Genomic DNA, 17724 nt, shown 5'->3' on the forward strand with positions numbered 1-17724 from the left:
ATTCTACAAAGCCCTGTCAGTTGATAGGGCTTTTTTATTTGGTAAATTGATATTATGAAATTTATAGACGAAGCAACCATTAAGATCTACGCGGGCGATGGCGGCAATGGCATTGCAACATTTCGTCGAGAAAAATATGAGCCTATGGGAGGACCTAGTGGAGGAGATGGTGGCCGAGGTGGCTCCGTATTTTTCGAAGCCGATCAAAATTTAAATACGCTCGTTGACTATCGTTACACGCGAACTTTAAAAGCGCAAAGAGGTGAAAATGGCCGAAGTGCTGAATGCTACGGCGCTAAAGGGGAGGATTTAATATTAAGGGTGCCTGTCGGTACGGTAATCTCAGATAAAGCGACTGGCGATTCTTACGCTGATTTAAGCCATCATGGGGACAGAGCTCTTTTAGCTAAAGGCGGTAAAGGCGGTCTTGGTAATATTCATTTTAAATCGAGTATTAATCGAGCGCCGAGACAATGCACTAAGGGCGAGCCTGGTGAAGAGTTTGAGCTTTATCTTGAGCTTAAAGTGCTAGCTGATGTGGGTCTCTTAGGTATGCCAAACGCTGGCAAATCTACTTTTATAAGATCTGTATCAGCTGCGAAACCAAAAGTAGCGGACTATCCTTTTACAACATTGCACCCTAATTTAGGTGTGGTGAGAGTAGGGGAGAATCAAAGTTTTGTGATTGCCGATATTCCTGGCCTTATTGAAGGCGCTTCAGAGGGCGCTGGTTTAGGACATCAATTCTTAAGACATCTTGCAAGAACTACAATACTCTTACATTTAGTTGATATCGCACCTTTTGATCCTTCGGTGAATCCGGTCGATGAAGCGCGCGCCATTGTGAATGAATTAAAAAAATATGATGAACTTTTATATCAAAAACCACGCTGGTTGATATTAAATAAAATTGATATGGTAGAAGATGTTGCAGATAAGGTGAAAGCATTTGTTAAATCTTTCGGTTGGTCAGGCCCAGTATATTCAATCTCCGCAATTAAGGGAGTTGGTTGTAAAGAGCTTACATATGACATCATGACCTTTATTGAAGAAAATAAAAAAATTCAAAATGAAATCGTTATTAGCTAATAGTCAACGCATTATTATTAAAGTAGGCTCTAGCTTACTCACCAACCACGGTGAAGGGTTAGATCAAAAAGCTATTGCTTCATGGGTAGAGCAGATCGCTCATCTTGTTAAATCAGGCAAAGAAATTGTTTTGGTTTCAAGTGGCGCCGTCGCTGAAGGCATGCAAAGACTTGGTTGGAAAGCGAGACCAACTTTAATTAATGAATTACAAGCAGCAGCTGCTATTGGTCAAATGGGTTTAGTTCAAATTTATGAAAAGAATTTTTCACAGCACGCATTAAAAGCTGCACAGATTTTATTAACGCATGATGACCTTGCTGACCGGAAAAGATATCTCAATGCGCGCTCTACATTAAATACACTTTTAGAACTTAAAGTGATTCCAATTATCAATGAAAACGACACAGTAGTGACGGATGAAATTCGTTTTGGTGACAACGATACGCTGGCATCCCTAGTTGCTAATCTTATCGAGGCTGATCTCTTAGTGATTTTGACAGATCAACCAGGACTATTTTCTGAAGACCCAAGAAAAAATAAAGAAGCCAAGCTCATTCATCATGGTGTTGCAGGCGACATATCTCTAGAAGCAATGGCTGGCGGTGCAGGCTCTTCAATTGGTACAGGCGGTATGCTTACTAAAGTTTTAGCTGCTAAACGCGCATCTAGAAGTGGGGCGCATACAATCATCGCATCTGGCAAAGAAGAAAATGTTTTAATTCGACTTAGTCAAGGTGAAACTATAGGGACTCATTTAGAAAGCAAACAATTAAAAGTTGCAGCAAGAAAACAATGGCTTGCTGATCATTTACAACTAAGAGGTAAGTTAATATTAGACGACGGTGCTGTCGATGCGTTAAAAAAAGAAGGTAAAAGTTTATTGCCTATTGGCGTCACTTCGGTTGAAGGAGATTTTGATCGGGGAGAGGTTGTGCTTTGTCTTGATTCAAAGGGCGGCGAGATTGCGCGTGGACTCATCAATTATAATGCGGCCGAAACAAAAAAAATTATGGGCAAATCTACTAATTCGATAGAAAATTTATTGGGCTACATTGATCAGCCTTCTTTGATTCATCGAGATAATTTAATTTTACTTTAAGATTTTTAAAGGGAGTTTTGTATGTCAGAAAATAAAAAACTTGTCGCCATTGTTATGGGATCTGACAGTGATTGGCCGGTCATGAAATTTGCAGCTCAAATGCTTGCAGATTTTGATGTGCCTTACGAGGCCCAGGTCATTTCAGCGCATAGGACCCCAGATTTGATGTTTAAATTTGCTGAAGATGCTGCAAAAGAAGGCTATCAAATTATTATTGCAGGCGCAGGAGGTGCGGCTCATCTGCCTGGCATGGTTGCTTCTAAAACCACGTTGCCCGTATTAGGCGTACCGATTCCTTCAAAACATCTTCAAGGTCAAGACTCTTTATTATCGATTGTACAAATGCCAAGAGGTATTCCTGTAGCCACTTTTGCTATCGGTGAGGCAGGGGCTGCAAATGCAGGACTTTTCGCAGTATCTATTTTGGCGCATGAAAATAAAATATTAGCTAAAAAGCTTGAAGTGTTTAGAGAAAAGCAAGCTAAAAAAGTCATCGATATGAATTTATCGGAGAAGCCTTGAGTCAGCTAGTTCAACCGCTTTTACCTCCAGCGATGCTTGGCATTCTTGGAGGAGGTCAATTAGGCCGTTTCTTTGTGATTGCAGCTCATGAGATGGGTTACAAAGTCACTGTATTAGATCCTGATCCACAAAGTCCGGCAGGGACCATCGCAGATATTCATTTATGTAAATCTTATGATGACGTTTCGGCTTTGGAACTTATGAGAGATACATGTCAAGGCGTAACCACTGAATTCGAAAATGTTCCTGCAGATAGCATGGACTTCTTATCGAAAAAGATACATGTGAGCCCTTCAGCAGAATCGGTAAGAGTCGCTCAGTATCGCGTTCTTGAAAAAACTTTTTTAAAAGAATCAGGACTGCCCGTAGGTCCTTTTGAAATCATTCGGGACGACAAAGATATTCCATCTGATACTTCCTCTATTTATCCTGCTATCTTAAAAGTCGCTCGCTTTGGATATGACGGTAAAGGCCAGGCAAGAGTTGCTTCACAAAAAGAAGCATTAGCTGCTTTTCATCAATTCTCAAATCAGGAATGTGTTTTAGAAAAAATACTTCCTTTAGATATGGAAGTTTCTTTAGTTTTGGCGCGAGATCAAGCAGGTCATATAGAGACGTTTAATGTTTCAGAGAATATTCATACTAACGGTATTTTAGATATCTCCATTGTGCCGGCGCGTTCAACACAATTGATTAATAATTTAGTGGATCAACTTGCAAAACAAGTAGCTCAAGCACTTAATTATGTCGGCGTACTAGGCGTTGAGTTCTTTGTCAGTGAGGGTAAAGTTTTTGTTAATGAGATTGCTCCTAGACCGCATAATTCTGGTCATTACACCATTGACGCTTCTGTGACGAGTCAGTTTGAACAACAGGTAAGAGTGCTAGCAGGTCTTCCGCTTGGAAGCGCTGAGCTTCATTCATCCGCTGTCATGGTTAATCTATTAGGGGATGTTTGGACAAACAGCAAACAAAAAAAACCTGATTGGGATAAGGCTTTTAATGAGCCGGGTTTAAAAATGCATCTTTATGGAAAACATGAGGCAAGACCAGGTCGAAAGATGGGTCACTTTACCGTGGTAGATAAAAACTTAGATATAGCCTTTGAAAAGGCTATAAAAGTAAGAAAGCTTTTGGGAATTGCTTAGATCAAAGAGAGAAGCTCTCTTTGAAATTAAGCCATTGATTTGATTGCTGCGTTTAAGCGTTGTTTATGACGTGACGCTTTGTTTTTATGAATAATCTTTTTATCAGCGATACGGTCGATAACTGAAACATTTTCTTGGAAAGATGTTTTTGCAGCTGCTTTATCGCCAGTTTGAATTGCTTTTAAAATCTTTTTAATTGCAGTACGCAAAGTTGAACGCAAACTTGCATTATGAGCTCGTTGCTTCGTTGCTTGGCGGGCACGTTTTCTAGCCTGTGCGGTATTTGCCATGTTTATCCTTTAGTTAATATCTTTTATTACGAAGGCGAGAATTTTAGCGATATTTGAGGTTTTATACAAGATAAAACGCTCATTTTAGTCCTAAATTTCAGTCATATCCCCTTGATATTCTAAGCTTATCAATATTTTTGTTGGAAACCTTGATAAAACGACCTCCATGCTAAAATCTTTGTAATTTAGTGACACTTAAATAGATAAATTCAATGAATCTTCTTAGAGCACTCGCAACCGTCGGAAGCATGACTTTCGTATCAAGAATTTTAGGTTTTGTGAGGGATAGCTTGATCGCCAAAATCTTTGGCGCGGGCATGGAGACGGATGCTTTTTTTGTAGCTTTTAAAATTCCCAATTTATTAAGGCGGATTTCAGCAGAAGGCGCTTTCTCCCAAGCTTTCGTCCCAATTCTTGCTGAGTATAAAAACAAACGTAGTTATGAGGCAACACATCTCTTAATTAATCACGTATGTTCATTATTAAGTCTTTTTCTAATAGCAATTACATGCATTGGTATTTTTGCGGCACCTTGGCTTGTCTATGTTAGTGCGCCAGGTTTTATAGAGCATTCTGAAAAGTTTCAGCTCACTGTTGATTTATTAAGAATCACCTTTCCTTATATATTTTTTATTTCTCTAGTCTCGATGGCTGGCGGCATTCTGAACACTTTCAACAAGTTTTCCGTACCTGCTTTTACGCCTGTATGGCTTAATTTATCTTTTATATTTGCAGCATTATTTTTTGCCGATTATTTTGATCGGCCTATTTTAGTTCTAGCTTGGGCTGTATTTGTTGGGGGCGTGCTCCAGTTAATTTTTCAGATTCCCTTTTTAAGAGAAATTGGGTTTATTCCTAAATATCAATTGGATCTTAAAGATCGAGGTGTGTGGAGAATTATTAAACTCATGGGACCTGCAATTTTCGGGGTATCTATTGCGCAACTATCTTTGCTTATTAATACTATCTTTGCATCATTTCTCGAGACCGGAAGTATTTCATGGCTGTATTATGCGGATCGACTCATGGAGTTTCCAGCAGGCGTTTTAGGCGTAGCACTCGGAACGATTCTACTGCCAAGCCTTTCGAAATCTTATTCAGGTAAGAATCAAAAAGAATACTCAGGTTTACTTGACTGGGGACTAAGGCTGACTTTTATTCTTGCAGCGCCTGCAGCTGTTGCATTGGCCGTATTATCCCTACCCTTAATTACAACCTTATTTCACTATGGCGCTTTTAATATGCATGATGTTTTGATGACTCAACAAGCTACCATTGCATACAGTTTTGGACTGATGGGTTTAATCATGATTAAAGTATTAGCACCTGGATTTTATGCAAGACAGAATATTAAGACGCCGGTCAAAATTGCACTTTTTACTTTATTCTCAACTCAACTCATGAACATGTTATTTATTGGACAATTCAAACATGCAGGCTTAGCGCTCGCGATTGGTTTGGGCGCATGCCTAAATGCAAGCCTTCTTTATTATCATTTAAGAAAAGGCAGGTATTACAAACCTCATGATGGATGGGCACAATTTTTAATAAAACTTTTTATTGCCTTAGTTTTAATGGGTCTCACTTTATTTTATTTAAAAGGAGATTCATTGCTTTGGCTTGAGTATTCAATTTCAAAAAGATTGATTTACTTAATAATGCTTATTCTTGCGGGTTCAGTTGTTTATTTTGGCTCATTGTGGATGATGGGATTAAGACTTCAATCATTCATTCGAAGAGCTATTTAAGTTTTTGTGATGCAAGTCTTTCGCCATTTTCCACTAAGTTCAGAAACGCCTATTGGTCTTACAATTGGCAATTTTGACGGTGTTCATATAGGCCATCAAGCCCTTATTCAAAAACTTATAGAGGAATCTAAAAGAAGAAAAATTACACCATCGATTATGACATTTGAACCGCACCCTAAAGAATTTTTTGTGCCTGAACATGCACCAACTCGACTTACGAGCCTAAGAGAAAAGCTAGAGTTTTTTTCAAGCTGTGGCGTGGAAAATGTTTTTGTATGTGCCTTTAATAAAAAATTTGCAAACATTTCTAGCGATGTGTTTATGCATCAAATATTAAAAAAGCAATTAAAAGCAGAGCTCATTATCGTAGGAGATGATTTTCGTTTTGGAGCTCAAAGATTAGCGGGAATAGAAGACTTGAGAAAAAGTGGATTTGAATTATTCGAAATTCCAGAAATCGATGTGAAAGGTAAGCGAGTATCAAGCACATCAATTAGAGAGGACCTTAAAGAGGGTCGTATTGAATCAGTCAATGAATTTTTAGGTAGGTCTTATTCGATCAGCGGAAAAGTGGTTAAAGGAGACGGGCGCGGAAGACAAATGGGCTTTCCAACTGCCAATATTCATATGAAGCATTCGAGACCGGCTCTAACAGGTGTATATGCGGTAAAATTAGGAAATAGAAATGGCGTTGCTAATCTTGGAATCAGACCGACAGTTGCAGGCATCCCGAAACTTTTGCTAGAAGTTCATTTGCTTAATTTCAATGAAGATATTTATGGGCAGCATGTGCAAGTGACTTTTCTGGAAAAGATTAGAGATGAAATGAAATTTGAAAATATTAATGCACTCATTGAACAGATTAAAAAAGACGTAATACATGCAACACGTTTTTTTGAAAAATAAAATATATGACCGAAGAAAATAAATATCAATTAAATTTGCCAGATACGCCATTTCCTATGCGTGGTGATCTTGCTAAAAGAGAACCTCTTTGGGTTAAGCGCTGGCAGGAATTTAAGCTGTACCAAAAAATTAGACAAAAAAGAAAGGGCGCTAAGAAATTCATTCTGCATGATGGCCCACCTTATGCAAATGGAGATATTCATATTGGGCATGCTGTTAATAAAATTTTAAAAGATATTATTGTTAAATCAAAAACCTTATCTGGGTTTGACGCACCATATGTTCCAGGGTGGGATTGCCATGGACTTCCGATTGAGCTTGTTGTCGAAAAATTGCATGGCAAGAATATTGACCCTAAAAAATTTAGAGAACTATGTAGGGAATATGCAGCAACGCAAGTTGAAAAACAAAAAAATGATTTTATACGTTTAGGTGTATTAGGGGACTGGAATCAACCCTACCTCACGATGAATTTTGAAACCGAAGCCGACATCATGAGATCGCTTGGACATATTCATCAAAATGGATACCTCTATCAAGGAAGCAAGCCTGTGCATTGGTGTGTTGATTGTGGTTCAGCATTGGCTGAGGCTGAAGTGGAATATGAAGATAAAACTTCACCTACAATTGATGTGGGGTTTAAAGTTATAGACGGTGATATTTTAAAAAAGATATTCAATATAAAAGAAGTAGAAGATACGTTCGCAGTGATTTGGACAACAACACCCTGGACACTTCCAGCGAATCAGGCTGTATGTGTTCATCCTGAACTAAGTTACGGTTTATATAGTACTGAAAAAGGTAATCTTATCCTTGCTGAAGATTTGGCTGAAAAAAATCTTATGTATTATGGTTTAGAGTCTTTTAAGAAATTATCCTCATGTAAAGGTCAAGATTTAGAGCATCTTAAACTCAGCCACCCGTTTTATAAAAGAAATGTACCTATCATATGTGGCGACCACGTCACTCTAGACGCTGGAACTGGACTTGTTCATACAGCACCTGCACATGGGTTAGAGGACTATGCAGTTGGGATGCAATATCAATTGCCTGTAGATAACCCAGTCAACGAAGAGGGAAGGTTTTATTCTTTTGTTGAACAGTTTGCAGGCGAGAGTATCTGGGAGGCCAATAAAAAAATTATTGAAACATTAGACGCTAATCAATCTTTATTTGCTTCGAAGAAATTATCACATAGCTACCCACATTGTTGGCGCCACAAAACACCAGTGATTTTCAGGGCTACACGTCAATGGTTTATTGGGATGAATCAAAAAAATAATAAAAAGACATTGCGTGAGAATGCAAACGAAGCGGTCAGTCATACTACTTTTTATCCTGAGTGGGGGAAAGCGCGTTTAGAAGCTATGATTAAAAATCGCCCTGACTGGTGCGTTTCTCGCCAAAGAAACTGGGGTGTTCCTATGCCACTTTTTGTTCATAAAGAAACTTACGAATTACATCCGCGCACTAATGAATTAACTGAATTGGTTGCTAGAGAAGTTGAGAAGTCAGGTATTGACGCTTGGTTTAATTTAGATGCTAAAACATTACTTGGCGAAGATGCTAATCAATATAAAAAAATAAGTGACACATTAGATGTCTGGTTTGATTCAGGAACGACGCATGCTTCTGTGCTAAAAAAACGTGAAGACTTAGCTTATCCAGCTGATCTTTATTTGGAAGGCTCAGATCAGCATCGGGGCTGGTTTCAATCGAGCTTACTTACAGGTTGCGCAATTGATGGAAGAGCGCCTTATGAATCTCTATTAACGCACGGCTTCGTCGTTGATGGAAGTGGACATAAAATGAGTAAATCTAAGGGCAACGTCGTAGCACCACAAAAAGTCATGGATCAATATGGTGCTGATATTTTAAGATTCTGGGTAGCCTCTACAGATTATTCTGGCGAACTCACTATTTCAGACGAAATTTTAAAGCGAGTTGCTGAGGGATACAGGCGCATAAGAAATACCTTACGCTTTCTGCTAGCTAACCTTGGCGATTTTGATGATAAAAAAGATTTACTTCCAGTGAAAGAATGGCTGTCGATAGATCGCTATGCATTACATTTGACGCATCAGCTGCAAGATCATATTAAAAAAGATTATGCATCTTATGAATTTCATTTAGGCATGCAAAAGTTTGTAAGCTTTTGTTCTGAAGACCTAGGTGGATTCTATCTTGATATTTTAAAAGATCGACTTTACACATCAAATGAAAATTCTAAAGCAAGACGAGCTGCGCAAAGTGCAATCTTCCATATTACACATTCCTTAATGAGATTGATGGCCCCTGTTTTAAGCTTTACAGCAGATGAAATTTGGCAGATTCTCATGCCAGAAAGTGATGAATTAGTATTTATGGATACATGGTATGACCTACCACCTCACGATTTGGACGCAAGGGAATTACTAGCATGGGAGCATATTATTCATGTACGTGCAATTGCTAATAAAAAAATTGAAGAGTTACGTGAAAAAGGATTAGTAGGCTCTTCACTTCAGGCTGAGATTGATATCTACGCTTCAGGTGAAATTTATGAATCTTTAGAGAAGCTTCATGAAGATCTTAAGTTTTCGATGATTACTTCGCGTGCAAAACTTCATGAAAGACAAGGCGATTTACATATAGATGTTCGCGCAAGTGAGCATAAAAAATGTGATCGATGCTGGCATTATCGCAAAGAAGTTGGATCGCATCATGAACATCCAACGATTTGCAATCGATGCATCAGTAATCTTTTTGAAAAAGGTGAAGTAAGGTCTCATGCGTAAATATATTGTGATTGCATTCTTGATTGTTATTTTGGATCTCATAACCAAACAATGGATATTTAACCATTTAGATTTTGGAAGTGCTTTAGTAATAACTCCATTTCTTAATATTGTGCATTTTCAAAATACGGGAGCCGCTTTTAGTTTTTTAAGCGAAGCTTCTGGCTGGCAGAGATATTTCTTTATCGTCGTTTCATTGGTCGCAATTTTTATCATTATTCGATTAATGCATCAGCGATTAAAACAGCCATTATTGTGCTTAGCCCTCGCCTTCATACTTGGCGGAGCAATAGGTAATTTGTGTGACAGAAGCTTTTATGGTTTTGTGATCGATTTCATTTATGTTCACTACGAAGCCTATTACTGGCCAGCATTTAATGTGGCAGATAGCTTTATTTCAATAGGCGTCGCTTTAATTCTTTATGATGCATTTAAAAACAAAAAACCTTTATTGAGCTAATCATGCCTGACTGGAAAAAACTGATAGAAGGTAAAATCGCTCTTGCTAAAAAGGGCTTAAAACGAAACGAACCCAATCAAAATGAGCGTATTCCCTTAGGGCAAACACTCACCACTAAATTTCCTATACTTGATTTAGGAATCAGACCTGACATAGATGAAAGTAATTGGAACTTGAAAGTATTTGGTCTGGTTGAAAAAGAAATTGATTTGGATTGGACTTCTTTATTAAAACTACCTCAAACAAAAGATATTTCGGATTTTCACTGCGTGACACGCTGGTCTATGTTGGATGTGCCGTGGGAGGGTGTTTTAGCTAGGGACATTTTAAGTTTAGCTAAGCCATTAAATAAGGCTAATTTTGTAACGCTTCATAGTTATGACGATTACACGACTAATATCCCACTAGAAGTTATGCTAGATGATGATGTGATTGTTGCGCACCATGTTTTTAATAAGCCATTAGAAAATGAACATGGCGGCCCAGTAAGATTAGTTGTGCCTAAACGTTATGCATGGAAAAGTGCAAAATGGCTAAAAGCCATTGAATTGCACGCTGAAGATAGGCCGGGCTTTTGGGAAGTCCGCGGATATCATAATGATGCTGATCCATGGCTTGAAGAGCGTTTTTCAGAAAATTAGCAATCAATTCTTGTTATAATATTCTGACCATGAAAAATGCATATAAAAAAATAGGAAGTTGGATTGCGATTTTTGCAATGCTTTTAACATCCTTTATGCCATTAATTTCACACGCAATTGAGTCACAAAATAATCTTGATAATCAAGAGAGAATTTGTACTTCTCAAGGCATTAAATTTGTTTCGACGCAAAATGATAGCCCAGATAAAAATCATACAAGTATTAATATGATTCATTGTGCTTATTGTTCGACAACTTCAGATAAGAATTATCTACCAGAAGGTAATATTCAATTAGGATTAACTTTGATTCCTAATCCTGCGAAATTTTTCCTAGAATACGAATCCCCAATACTTCAGTCCTACTTTAGATCCTCTCACCCTCCTCAAGCCCCGCCAGTTATTTAATTTATCTAGTAATGCATCACTTGTGCATAAATTTGCACATTTTTTCTATTTTTCGAGATTGATTAAATGCTTATGAAGAAGATTATTCCTGCTATTTTATATTTATGTATTGTGCCATCAGCTTTGTCTGGAGAGACATCTGATTTGGTGACCGGTACTATTACAGTCAAAGATTCTTTTGTCGATAGCCGTATTATGAAATTTCCGGCTACCGTTGAAACTTTTGACAGAAAGCAAATTGAAGAGAGTGTTAACGCTGCAACACCAGCACAGACTTTAAAATACTTACCCAGCATTCAAGTGAGGGAAAGATCTATCGGAGATAGAAACGGTATTATTTCTTCAAGAACCATAGGAAGCATATCTAGCGCACAAAGCATGCTTTACGCTGACGGTATCCTTTTATCTAATTTACTTGGGAATTCATTTTCATATCCTCCAAGATGGGGCATGGTAAATCCTGAAGAAATTCAAAGGATAAGTATGATGTATGGTCCTTTTTCTTCACTCTATGCTGGAAATTCAATGGGGGGAGTGATCAATATCGAAACACGCATGCCTGAAAGATTAGAAGCTCATGCCGGAGTGCAAAGTTTTATACAAAATTTTAAGCTTTATGGTACTGATCAAACTAAGATTGGTAACCGTGAATTTCTTTCTATAGGTAATAAAGTCAATGATTTCAGTTTTTGGGCGAGTATGAATAGACTTGAAAATACGGCACAGCCCCTTGATTTTTTAGTTGCTAATCTCAGTTCAACTGCAGCAGGAGGTGCAACTCTTGTGACAGGCGCTTATCAGGATAAAGGCATTTCAAATCAGGATAGAGTTATTTTTGGTGCAACAGCTATCGATACTTCTATTCAGACAAATGGAAAATTTAAAGGTCAGTATGAATTTTTAAATGGATCTAAGCTCGCTTATACAATTGGATTATGGGATCTTGATAGCAGACAGAATGTACAAAGTTATATTAAGGATAGCGACGGCAATTCAATTTACGGTGGAGATGTGAACTTTAATAATAAAAAATATAGTTTAGCAACAACAAGAATGAATCCAGCTCAGGCAGAAGCGTTTCACGTGATGCAATCCATAGATTTTAAATCTAATGATAAAGGTTTCTTTAATTGGCAAATGACACTATCTGATTATGATTACTCTAAGGACTTGAGTAATCGATCAAATTTAACTGGAACTGCTAATACCAATCCTTATATTACAAAAACCGGACAGATCACAGACCTTGCAGGTACAGGTTGGACAGTATTCGATAGTCGCATCACATTGCGTCCAAAAGATCACACCATTGATCTCGGCTACCACTTAGATTACTATCAGCTAAGGCAAATAGTAAATGCATCTAGTGATTGGATGGGCTCACAAAAAGGAACTTTTAGTTCCTTATCTTCCGGTAATACAAAAACGCATGCTGTTTATGTTCAAGATAAGTGGCAAATAACGCCGTTATGGGCGCTTACATTGGGAGCTCGTCAAGAGCATTATGAAGCTTATGATGGAGTAAACCAAAATACTACAAATCTTGCTAGGTATGAGGATAGATCTAGAAATACCTTTTCTCCCAAGGTATCCTTAAGTTTTGAACCTGTACCAGCATGGGGATTTCGAGCCGCCTTTGGCAAAGCGTACCGATTTCCAACCGTCACAGAGCTATTCCAACAGTTAACAGACAATGGCAGGATTGTTACGAATAATCCCAATTTAAAACCTGAAGAGATTTATTCTAGTGAAATCACAGGGGAGCGACGCTTTGCAAACGGCCTTGCAAGAGCTAGTCTTTTTAGAGAGGATAGGTATGACGCATTAATTTCTCAAACAAACGTTTCATCTGTTGGTACTTCAAGTTCATATGTTCAGAATGTAGATCATGTCAGAATACATGGCATTGAATTAGCAACTGAATTGAAAAACGTAATGATTCCTAAACTTGATGTGGTAGCTAACGCGACCCTAATCGATTCAGAGATTTTGAAAAATGATGCGGCGCCTTCGTATATCAATAAAAAAGTGCCCCGCATCCCAAGACAGCTTTATAAAGCTGTAGCAACTTATAGAGTAAGTGAAGATTTCACAATGAGTTTAGCTGCAAGATATAGCGGACGTCAATTTATACAATTGGATAATTCAGATATCAATCCAGAGACATATCAAGGCGCTAGTCGATTTTTATTTGTAGATGCTAAGGCAAATTATAAATTTAAAGATAGATGGACAGCCTCATTGGGAGTAGATAATATTTTTAATGATCAGGCTTATGTTTCCCATCCACTTTCTCAAAGAACAGGCTATGTGCAAGTTAAATTTGATTATTAAGTTTTTTAAAAAAATAATATTTTTACTATTGATTTTATTCTGTGAGACGAGTTTTTCTCATGAGGGTCATAGTCATGGCCCTTCGGTTGTCGCTTCGGTCTCATTTGATAAGTCAGGAACTTTATGGCGAGTGAGAGAGCAGCAGGGATTTGTTATTGTTGACTCATCAAATGATCAAGGACTTAATTTCTCGAAATCTATAAATGTAAATACAGAACTTCAGAAAATAGGAACATCAGGAGACGCAAAACCTAAGATTGCTATTGGTCCTGAGGGGAATATTTATGTCACTTGGACCCAGGCTCTTTCAAAGCCTTATACAGGCTATATATGGTTTGCGAGATCAAAAGATCGTGGAAAAACTTTTGAATTGCCTCAGATTGTTCACCAAGATAAGTCAGAAATTACACATCGTTTTGATGCTATCAATGTAAATAAAGACGGGCGAATTTTTGTAGCATGGGTAGACAAGCGCGATTTAGAAAAAGCCAAACTGCAAAAAAAAGAAAGAGAGTATAAAGGAGCAGCCTTGTATTATGTAGTTTCAGAGAATTTTGGCGAATCATTTAAAGTCGAGAAAAAAATTGTTGATAGCAGTTGTGAATGCTGCAGAATTAGTTTAACCAATGATAGTAGAGGAAATATTATTGCTCTGTGGCGGCAGCTTTATGATGGGGGTATTAGAGATCATGCAGTAGCTAAGATTGATCTTAACGATAATATCGTCGTCAATAGAGCCACTTTCGGTGGTTGGAAAATTGACGCATGTCCTCATCACGGCCCTGCAATATCTAGAGGAGGTGACTGGGGATATCATATGGCTTGGTTTGATGGGGGAGATAAAGCAGGTTTATTTTATGGACGAATCGATGGCGATGCTTGGGTAAGCTCACCCGCTAAGAGGTTTGGAAATGCTAACTTTCAGGCAGGCCACCCATCACTATTGAGTATCAATGAAAAAGTTTATCTAGCTTGGAAAGAGATCAATGACTCGGACAACTATATTGTTTTAGCTATTTCAGAAGATGGCGGAAAAAATTGGCTAGAAGCTAAAAAAATCAAAAAAACTGAAGGTGCTTCAGACTATCCTGAGCTTATTCAATTTAACAACAAAGCCTTTCTTTCTTGGAATACCATTAAAGATGGCTATCAATTCATAGCTCTTGAATAAATTTTTATGAAATTAAAAATCTTTTTATTCTTTTTGTTTTTTTCTCACCTTTCCTTTGCGTATGACTTTATGCCATTTGATATGAACACGCGTAAAGTTATTGAAAAAAGATATATTGATCAACCTTTAATTATTTCTTTTTGGTCGATTGATTGCCCCTATTGTATAGATGACCTTAAAAAGCTTGGCAAAGCTCTTAGTAAAAATACAAATGTACAATTAATCACAGTATGTGTAGATGGAAAAGAGTCCGCTAAAAAAGCTGAAAGAATTTTAAGTCAGGCTAATCTGCCAAAACACGAACAATACCAATATGCAGAAGTTGATGAAGATAGACTTCGATATAACATTGATCCAGCATGGTACGGTGAGCTTCCGAGAACATACTTTTATGACGCGACACACCAAGTCACTCCTTTAAGCGGGAAAATCTCTAACTCATTCCTCGATAAATGGTTTAAAAAATAAGTTAATAATCTGATTGAAATTTATGACTTCATCCCCATATTAGTAGTATTAGACTAATTGATGAGGAATTAATATGCGTTTTGATAAATTGACCACAAAGTTTCAGCAAGCATTTGCTGATGCACAGAGTCTTGCAAATGCGAATGACAATCCTAATATCGACCCAGTTCACATGGTTCAAGCTTTGCTTGATCAAGATGACGGAAGTACAGCTTCACTTCTATCTTATGCCGGTGTTAATTTAGCACCACTTAAAGTATCCCTTAAATCATCTATTGATAAATTAGCTAAAGTAGAAGGCAATCAAGGTGAAATTTCAATATCACGAGATTTAAATAATCTTTTAAATCTCACTGAAAAAAATTCACAAAAATTGGGTGATGCATACATCTCAAGCGAGATGTTTTTACTAGCATTAGCCGATGATAAAACCGAAGCAGCTAGACTATTAAAACAACATGGCCTAACTAAAGCCGCCTTAGAAAAAGCTGTTCAATCTGTGAGGGGTAGCGAAAAAATAAATTCTAAAGATGCAGATGGTCAAAGAGAGTCCCTAAAAAAATATACAATAGATTTAACAGAGCTAGCGAGAGTCGGCAAGCTTGATCCTGTGATTGGCCGGGATGACGAAATTCGTCGCACTATTCAAGTACTACAACGTCGAACAAAAAATAACCCTGTGTTGATTGGTGAGCCTGGAGTAGGTAAGACAGCTATTGTTGAGGGCTTAGCCCAGCGCATTGTGAATGGGGAGGTTCCCGATTCATTAAAAAATAAACGAGTCTTGTCACTTGATATGGCTGCTTTGTTAGCAGGTGCTAAGTATCGAGGCGATTTTGAAGAGCGCTTAAAAGCTGTTTTAAAAGAAATTGCATTAGACGAAGGTCAAACAATTGTCTTTATCGATGAGATTCATACAATGGTCGGTGCTGGCAAGTCTGAGGGTGCGATGGATGCAGGCAATATGTTAAAGCCTGCATTAGCGCGCGGCGAACTTCATTGTGTAGGTGCTACGACTCTAGATGAATATAGAAAATATGTTGAGAAAGATGCTGCATTAGAAAGACGATTCCAAAAAGTGCTTGTAGATGAGCCTTCAGTCGAAGCCACCATTGCAATCCTTCGTGGACTGCAAGAAAAATATGAACTTCATCATAATGTAGAGATTACTGACCCTGCGATTGTGGCAGCAGCAGAATTGTCACATCGCTATATTACTGATCGCTTCTTACCTGATAAAGCAATCGACTTAATCGATGAGGCAGCGTCTCGTATAAAGATGGAAATCGATTCAAAACCTGAAGTCTTAGATAAATTAGAGCGTCGACTTATTCAATTAAAAATTGAACGTGAAGCGATGCGCCGAGAAAAAGATGAAGCATCTAAAAAGCGTTTTGAGTTAATTGAAGATGAAATAAAAAAACTTGAAAAAGAATTTAGTAATTTAGAAGAGATTTGGAAGTCAGAAAAAGCACAACTTCAAGGTTCAAAACATATTAAAGAAGAGATTGAACAAATACGTTTAAAAATTGAAGAGGCAACACGCAAAGGCGAATGGCAAAAAGTTTCTGAGTTGCAATATGGAAAGTTACCTGAGCTAGAAACACAGCTCAAGCAAGCTGCTAAAGCTGAGACTGCTAAACCACAAGCGAACCGAATGTTGCGGACCGAAGTGGGTGCTGACGAGATCGCAGAGGTTGTAAGTCGTGCTACAGGTATCCCTGTCGCAAAAATGATGCAAGGAGAGCGTGAGAAACTTTTAAAAATGGAAGATAAACTCCATGAGCGCATTGTAGGTCAAGATGAAGCTGTTCGTGTTGTATCGGATGCAATCCGTCGTTCACGCTCAGGCTTGAGTGACCCTAATCGACCTTATGGCTCTTTTCTTTTCTTAGGACCGACAGGTGTAGGCAAAACAGAACTCTGTAAATCTTTAGCTAATTTTTTATTTGACTCCCCAGATCACTTAATCAGAATTGATATGAGTGAGTTTATGGAGAAGCATTCTGTAGCTCGCTTAATCGGTGCTCCTCCAGGTTATGTAGGTTACGAAGAAGGCGGATACCTCACTGAGGCTATCCGAAGAAAACCTTATTGCGTGATTCTATTAGACGAGGTAGAGAAAGCACATCCAGATGTGTTCAATGTGCTTCTTCAAGTTTTAGATGATGGTCGTTTAACAGACGGACAAGGGCGCACTGTAGATTTTAAGAATACCGTCATCATCATGACCTCTAACTTGGCTTCTAATATGATTCAATCGATGTCAGGTGATGATTACCAGGTCATTAAACTAGCGGTAATGGGCGAAGTTAAAAATCATTTTCGGCCAGAGTTTATTAATCGTATTGATGAAGTGGTTGTCTTCCATGCATTGGGTGATGATCATGTTAAATCGATTGCAGCGATTCAATTGCAGTATTTGAAAGATCGATTATCACAGCTTGAAATGAAAGTAGAAATTACTGATGCTGCTTTAGATGAAATCTCTAAAGAAGGGTTTGATCCGGTCTATGGTGCAAGACCTTTGAAGAGAGCGATCCAGTCTGAAATTGAGAATCCACTTGCTAAGGAAATTTTAGCAGGTCATTTCATGGCAAAAGATACAATTAAAATTGACAGTGTTTCAGGTAAACTTAAATTTATTAAAGTTTAAATAAAGTC

The 17724-nt window shown here is 38.0% G+C and carries 15 protein-coding genes; 14 read left to right on the forward strand and 1 reads right to left on the reverse strand.

What is annotated here, in order from left to right; genetic code table 11:
- The first annotated feature begins 54 nt into the window (after positions 1–54).
- The 4 genes from cgtA to FIT70_RS01695 are packed head-to-tail and all read left to right on the forward strand — an operon-like array spanning position 55 to position 3858.
- A complete protein-coding gene (cgtA, locus tag FIT70_RS01680; protein ID WP_139930392.1) occupies positions 55–1089 on the forward strand; it encodes an Obg family GTPase CgtA in 1035 nt (344 codons plus the stop codon).
- The gene (gene proB, locus FIT70_RS01685) at positions 1070–2188 is read left to right on the forward strand and encodes a glutamate 5-kinase (RefSeq protein WP_139867062.1); all 1119 of its coding nucleotides are present in this window, start codon (positions 1070–1072) and stop codon (positions 2186–2188) included. The genes cgtA and proB overlap by 20 nt, the downstream gene beginning before the upstream one ends.
- Positions 2189–2209: 21 nt before the next feature.
- Positions 2210–2710, forward strand: a complete 501-nt coding sequence (gene purE, locus FIT70_RS01690) for a 5-(carboxyamino)imidazole ribonucleotide mutase (protein WP_139867064.1) — start codon at positions 2210–2212, stop codon at positions 2708–2710.
- 32 nt (positions 2711–2742) lie between these two features.
- Positions 2743–3858, forward strand: a complete 1116-nt coding sequence (locus FIT70_RS01695; RefSeq protein WP_420897691.1) for a 5-(carboxyamino)imidazole ribonucleotide synthase — start codon at positions 2743–2745, stop codon at positions 3856–3858.
- A 26-nt stretch (positions 3859–3884) separates the two neighbouring features.
- Here FIT70_RS01695 and rpsT read toward each other — a convergent pair whose 3' ends face one another.
- Entirely contained in the window at positions 3885–4148 is a 264-nt protein-coding gene (gene rpsT / locus FIT70_RS01700) for a 30S ribosomal protein S20 (RefSeq protein WP_139867068.1), read from the reverse strand.
- A gap of 212 nt (positions 4149–4360) precedes the next feature.
- Between rpsT and murJ the strand changes: the two genes are divergently transcribed.
- The 10 genes from murJ (at position 4361) to clpB (ending at position 17716) form a co-directional block, all read left to right on the forward strand.
- Positions 4361–5896 (forward strand): murein biosynthesis integral membrane protein MurJ, encoded by a 1536-nt coding sequence (gene murJ / locus FIT70_RS01705; RefSeq protein WP_139867070.1) that lies wholly within the window; start codon positions 4361–4363, stop codon positions 5894–5896.
- Between the two features lie 9 nt (positions 5897–5905).
- Positions 5906–6802, forward strand: coding sequence for a bifunctional riboflavin kinase/FAD synthetase (locus FIT70_RS01710; RefSeq protein ID WP_139930396.1), 897 nt, complete (start codon positions 5906–5908; stop codon positions 6800–6802).
- 5 nt (positions 6803–6807) lie between these two features.
- Positions 6808–9579 (forward strand): isoleucine--tRNA ligase, encoded by a 2772-nt coding sequence (ileS, locus tag FIT70_RS01715; protein WP_139930398.1) that lies wholly within the window; start codon positions 6808–6810, stop codon positions 9577–9579.
- Positions 9572–10039, forward strand: a complete 468-nt coding sequence (gene lspA, locus FIT70_RS01720; RefSeq protein WP_139870065.1) for a signal peptidase II — start codon at positions 9572–9574, stop codon at positions 10037–10039. The genes ileS and lspA overlap by 8 nt, the downstream gene beginning before the upstream one ends.
- Before the next feature lie 2 nt (positions 10040–10041).
- Positions 10042–10680: a sulfite oxidase-like oxidoreductase gene (locus tag FIT70_RS01725; protein WP_139930400.1), complete on the forward strand. Its 639-nt coding sequence runs from the start codon at positions 10042–10044 to the stop codon at positions 10678–10680.
- 29 nt (positions 10681–10709) lie between these two features.
- Positions 10710–11087: a DUF2946 domain-containing protein gene (locus FIT70_RS01730; protein WP_139884227.1), complete on the forward strand. Its 378-nt coding sequence runs from the start codon at positions 10710–10712 to the stop codon at positions 11085–11087.
- 72 nt (positions 11088–11159) lie between these two features.
- On the forward strand, positions 11160–13421 hold the full coding sequence (locus tag FIT70_RS01735; RefSeq protein ID WP_223257742.1) for a TonB-dependent receptor: 2262 nt from the start codon (positions 11160–11162) through the stop codon (positions 13419–13421).
- Positions 13396–14592 carry a sialidase family protein gene (locus tag FIT70_RS01740; RefSeq protein ID WP_139930403.1) on the forward strand — a complete coding sequence of 399 codons (1197 nt, stop codon included), beginning with the start codon at positions 13396–13398 and terminating at the stop codon, positions 14590–14592. The genes FIT70_RS01735 and FIT70_RS01740 overlap by 26 nt, the downstream gene beginning before the upstream one ends.
- Positions 14593–14598: 6 nt before the next feature.
- Positions 14599–15060: a TlpA family protein disulfide reductase gene (locus tag FIT70_RS01745; RefSeq protein ID WP_139874290.1), complete on the forward strand. Its 462-nt coding sequence runs from the start codon at positions 14599–14601 to the stop codon at positions 15058–15060.
- 73 nt (positions 15061–15133) lie between these two features.
- Positions 15134–17716 carry an ATP-dependent chaperone ClpB gene (gene clpB, locus FIT70_RS01750; RefSeq protein ID WP_139874291.1) on the forward strand — a complete coding sequence of 861 codons (2583 nt, stop codon included), beginning with the start codon at positions 15134–15136 and terminating at the stop codon, positions 17714–17716.
- Positions 17717–17724 lie beyond the last annotated feature (8 nt).

Source organism: Candidatus Methylopumilus universalis, from assembly GCF_006364435.1.
Taxonomy (GTDB): domain Bacteria; phylum Pseudomonadota; class Gammaproteobacteria; order Burkholderiales; family Methylophilaceae; genus Methylopumilus; species Methylopumilus universalis.

What these genes read in the sequence shown, in the direction of transcription:
- purE (WP_139867064.1), top strand. Translation starts at nt 2,210, where the DNA reads ATGTCAGAAAATAAAAAACTTGTCGCCATTGTTATGGGATCTGACAGT.
- lspA (WP_139870065.1), top strand. Translation starts at nt 9,572, where the DNA reads ATGCGTAAATATATTGTGATTGCATTCTTGATTGTTATTTTGGATCTC.
- FIT70_RS01710 (WP_139930396.1), top strand. Translation starts at nt 5,906, where the DNA reads ATGCAAGTCTTTCGCCATTTTCCACTAAGTTCAGAAACGCCTATTGGT.
- murJ (WP_139867070.1), top strand. Translation starts at nt 4,361, where the DNA reads ATGAATCTTCTTAGAGCACTCGCAACCGTCGGAAGCATGACTTTCGTA.
- rpsT (WP_139867068.1), bottom strand. Translation starts at nt 4,148, where the DNA reads ATGGCAAATACCGCACAGGCTAGAAAACGTGCCCGCCAAGCAACGAAG.
- cgtA (WP_139930392.1), top strand. Translation starts at nt 55, where the DNA reads ATGAAATTTATAGACGAAGCAACCATTAAGATCTACGCGGGCGATGGC.
- FIT70_RS01725 (WP_139930400.1), top strand. Translation starts at nt 10,042, where the DNA reads ATGCCTGACTGGAAAAAACTGATAGAAGGTAAAATCGCTCTTGCTAAA.
- ileS (WP_139930398.1), top strand. Translation starts at nt 6,808, where the DNA reads ATGACCGAAGAAAATAAATATCAATTAAATTTGCCAGATACGCCATTT.
- FIT70_RS01745 (WP_139874290.1), top strand. Translation starts at nt 14,599, where the DNA reads ATGAAATTAAAAATCTTTTTATTCTTTTTGTTTTTTTCTCACCTTTCC.
- FIT70_RS01740 (WP_139930403.1), top strand. Translation starts at nt 13,396, where the DNA reads ATGTGCAAGTTAAATTTGATTATTAAGTTTTTTAAAAAAATAATATTT.
- clpB (WP_139874291.1), top strand. Translation starts at nt 15,134, where the DNA reads ATGCGTTTTGATAAATTGACCACAAAGTTTCAGCAAGCATTTGCTGAT.
- FIT70_RS01695 (WP_420897691.1), top strand. Translation starts at nt 2,743, where the DNA reads ATGCTTGGCATTCTTGGAGGAGGTCAATTAGGCCGTTTCTTTGTGATT.
- FIT70_RS01730 (WP_139884227.1), top strand. Translation starts at nt 10,710, where the DNA reads ATGAAAAATGCATATAAAAAAATAGGAAGTTGGATTGCGATTTTTGCA.
- FIT70_RS01735 (WP_223257742.1), top strand. Translation starts at nt 11,160, where the DNA reads ATGAAGAAGATTATTCCTGCTATTTTATATTTATGTATTGTGCCATCA.
- proB (WP_139867062.1), top strand. Translation starts at nt 1,070, where the DNA reads ATGAAATCGTTATTAGCTAATAGTCAACGCATTATTATTAAAGTAGGC.